2 protein-coding genes are annotated in these 4,178 nt (G+C 26.7%); both read right to left on the bottom strand.

What is annotated here, in order from left to right; translation table 4 throughout:
- Positions 1-232: 232 nt before the first annotated feature.
- Positions 233-3,568 carry a hypothetical protein gene (locus tag JN03_RS09995; protein WP_134076756.1) on the bottom strand — a complete coding sequence of 1,112 codons (3,336 nt, stop codon included), beginning with the start codon at positions 3,566-3,568 and terminating at the stop codon, positions 233-235.
- Between the two features lie 14 nt (positions 3,569-3,582).
- On the bottom strand, positions 3,583-4,178 hold a 596-nt coding region (locus JN03_RS03565; RefSeq protein ID WP_166666774.1), incomplete at its 5' end, for a hypothetical protein.

The raw sequence follows: 4,178 nt of genomic DNA, 5'->3' as shown, positions 1-4,178 counted from the left end.
AAAAAAAAAAAAAAATGGTTATCCAAATGCATTTGCAGCAAAAATTATGCTAAAACAAGAGAAAATTTGTGATTTAGATTTGTTGAACTTGTGTTTTTCTTAAATTTTTTACTTTATTTTATTAATTTTCTTTTATTTGTTTTTTTCACTAAAACTCATCGATAAAATAAAAAACCAAGCACGGTTAATACTTGGTTTTGTTAAGAATTTAGCAAATATTTTTTAATTAAAATTAATTTTGATTTCAAAGAATTTTAAATCCTTTTTCTGAAACACCACCTTGTTGATTTTGTTTTCAGTATTGTCCCGCTCAATAAGGACTTCATCTATCAGGTTTACTTGTATATCCTTTAATCGAAATTGTAATTAATCCATAAAAATCTAATTGTACTTTTGCTCAATCTTCAGGATTATTACTATTAATTCAAATATTCATTTGTTCCTGTTTTACAGAACCATAATAGAAGAATCTTTCAATTCTTTCTACCATTGGAAGTTTTAAATTAACTGAAATTCAATTAAATGCTCTTCTGTTAATTAATTTTAATTTTGTAGATTTAGTGAAATCAAGTGTACCTATATCTGAAAATGAGTGTGCAAAAATTGGATAATTACTATTTTCTTCACCAATAGTTTCAAGTAAAGTTAATTCTTCTAAATTTATATATTTTAATTTACCTTTGCCTGTGATAATAGTTCTAGAAATTTGTTTTACATTCTTTGGCAAGTGTAATCTGGTAATAGCATTATAATTTTTTAGAGTGTATGCCATTATATTTTGGCCGCCATTATTTTGAAATTCAGGTAAGAATAATTCATCAATGGTATTTGCATCTGCAATCATATCAAAATTGAAACTATCTTTTTTATGATTTCTTAGATCAACTACTTTTAGTTCTTTGTTAGTAAAGTTAAACATAAAGTAATCTAATTTATTTAAATTGCTTGCATTTAAAGTAAATTTAGTTAATTTATTTCCTGTAAATGCATTTTTAGCAAGTCATGAATAGCCTAAATTATCATTATATTCTGTTGAAGTTTCTTTATTATCATAGAATTTGTACAATTTTGAACCATCATTTGATTCCAAATAGTATTTATTGTTTACATCATCTTCACGTAGTTTTAATTTTTTATTTTGATTTGCAGAAAGTAGTTTTAGTTTAAATGAACCCTTTAAATTGGCATAACCATTACTGTTAATATCAAAATTTGTTCATCTTTCTTTTTTAATTCCTAAATAATAACCAGTTGAAAGATTATATTTTACAGGTTTATATTGTGCATCTTTTGTGTATATATTTGAATAACTTGAAAATAAATTATTAACACTTTCTACATTATCATACATTTCAAGGTAGTATAAATCACCCGATTCACCCGCTATTAATGTATCAATTTTCTTGATTGATTTTGGAAGTTTTACACCCAATATTTGAGCATATTTTTCATCATAAGTATTGATGATTAATCTTTCAATTTCTTCAACACCTTCTTCTACTTCGACAAAATAAGATGTGCTGAAATTACTTTCATTAGCATATAAAGTGTTTGCTTTAATAACTTTATAGCAACCAATTTTTGCAGGTACTACAAAAACTTCTTTTGTTCTACCTGTTAAAACAGCAACTTTGTTCCCGTTACGTTCAATAACGTCATACAAGAAACTATCTTCATTCTGTGTTGATGTTTTAAATCCAGTTATAGTTTTACTATATTCTTGTGAAACTGTCGAATTATTATTTTTGTCTTTTACTTTATAAGTAACTGTAATTTTATTTTTATCAGTTTGTTTAACAGAAGGAACCCCTTCAAAATCTATATTTTGATCTTTATTTGATACTTGTATGCTAGAAAACTTATCTCACATTTCATAAGCCATTATATTGCTTTTATTAACTACATCAAATGTAATTTTTTGAGCTAAATCTTCAACAAGTTTTTGAGGCATTTTAAAGCCAGTAATTGTTGTATGAACTTGTTTTGAAAAAATATCTGATCTACCATTCTTTTCTTTAATTCTAAATGATACTTTTATAGATACCAAATCAGCAGGATATGAAATTTCAACACTACCAGGGTCAATTTCAAATGTACTATTTAAGTTAGCATTTAGTTGTGATAAATTAGTTATAGTAGAAGCTTCTATTGAATTAGCATTAGTTTTTACTGTAATTGGTTGATTAATTTTAGTTATATAATCATCAAGTTCGGCTTTAGTTTTATATGCCTTAAAACCATTAATGGTGTAAGTTCTTGCACCTGATAAATGTTGAGTTTTCTTATCTCTTATTGCATAACTAACAACAACATTAGTTCTTTTTGCAGGATCATTTTCGTCTTCTTGTTGTAATTCTCTACCTGTATAGATAACTTCTAGGTTATTGTGGTGAGATTGAGAAGAAAGTGTGTTGGTCAAAAAGATTTTATCTAATGAATTTGCAAAAGTATTTTGCTTACCAGTATAATCAAAAGTAATTTTTGAAGCTGCTTCTGCAACTGCTTTTTTATAGTCAAAAAATCCAATTATATCAATTTGACGTGTTTGAGAAGTTTCTTTAGTGTTTTTATCAACTATTTTAACTATTGCTGTAATTGTATCCAAATTTTTTTGAAATTTTTCAAATTCTAAAGTGTAATTTGAATTCTTTAAAGGAGTACCTTCAATAATTCCTTCTTTAATAGCATCTTGAAGATAAGTTTTTTCGGCATCTTTATATTTAAATTGTAAAGAATTCAAATATTCAGTTAATTGTGTTGAAGGTATAGCAAAGTCTTTGAATTTGATTGAAAGTTTATCTGAAATAAATTTTTCATCATCTATTGATTTAACTTTTAATTGATAAGAAAATGTGGCTTCGGCTTCATTATCATTAGTTTCAACATTAACATTGACAATTTCGTATTGTAAAGCATCATTATTATCTTGTTTTAAATAAATGTTAAAGTGTTTAAATTTACCACTTTCATCTTTAGCAGCTACTGCTGAAGCCAAGTGTTGTCCGCGGTTAAAATTGATGAATTCGATTTTGACTTTGTCATTAACTCTATCAGTTTCATTTTCACTAATTTTTCCAAGTTTATTGAGATCTTCTTTTTCCTTGGGTGGTTTTATATCTCTAAATTCAAAAATTTTATAGTTTGATTGTGCTTTTGTAATTTTATTACGAAGCGCAAATTTCGTACGGAAGGTAGTATAAGGTTTATCTTTATCAAGTGGTTGTTTATTAACTTCGCCATCAACTTCTTCAACCACCAGTTCATAAAGTTTTGTGTCTAAATTAGATGAAACAAAATTAGCAATGGTTTTAATATCATCTTTTGTCTTAGTTTCTTTATCTTTTACATCAATTTTGATTGATTGTAAAACTTTATCAAGAAAAGAAACTTTTCTTTGGTTTGAAAAAACCGTAGTTAGCGAGGCTACCGATGATAATGCCGCAATAGCCGCACCAGCAGTAGATCACACTATAACCTTAGTTTTAGGTGATTGTGCTTTGGTTTTATCTTGATTTTGCTGAGGCGATTGTTCTTGTGTGTTTAAATTTTTCTGTTCTTGCTCTTTCATTTAGTTTCCTTAAATTACAAGATTTTTGCAAATGATAAGATTAGAAAAATTAAGTTAATTAAAAATAGTCCTGAAATTACGCCAATAACTGCAAATACTCATTTTGGCATTTTGTATCTTATAGTAGAAATTTTGATAGATTCAGTTGCTTCAAAACCTGTGTTTTTCAAAATTTCAGAAATTTTAGAACTTGCCAAAATTGCTTCTGAATAATATTGGGTTGGTGTGCCAAGACCACCTATAGTTTTAATGAAAATTTGCGATTTGGTTTTATCTTGTTCTAAGAAATAATAAACATCAACATCATTTCCATTTTCTAAAGTGTTTTCTATCACAATTTTGCCGTTAAAGTTTTCCAAAGTTCCTTTAACATCGGTTTTTTGAATGTCTTTAGCTTTTTTAGTTTTAGCAAGTAGTTCAATTTTTACTTTTAAAGCTAAATCATCCAAAGTTTGTGCAGCAGCGGCTGTTGAAACTTGTTTAATTTCTTCAGTTTTACCTGCTTGAATTTCTAGAAGTTTGTTTTTCAACAAAAATTCAATATTGGTAGTTTTAATATCAACTTTTAAAGCTACTAATTTGTCTAAAAGTTGTTTTGATTTTAAAACGT

Origin of the sequence: Metamycoplasma hyosynoviae (assembly GCF_004365165.1) — a bacterium.
Classification (GTDB): Bacteria; Bacillota_I; Bacilli_A; order Mycoplasmatales; family Metamycoplasmataceae; genus Metamycoplasma; species Metamycoplasma hyosynoviae.
This window is presented reverse-complemented; position numbering and strand designations above follow the sequence as displayed.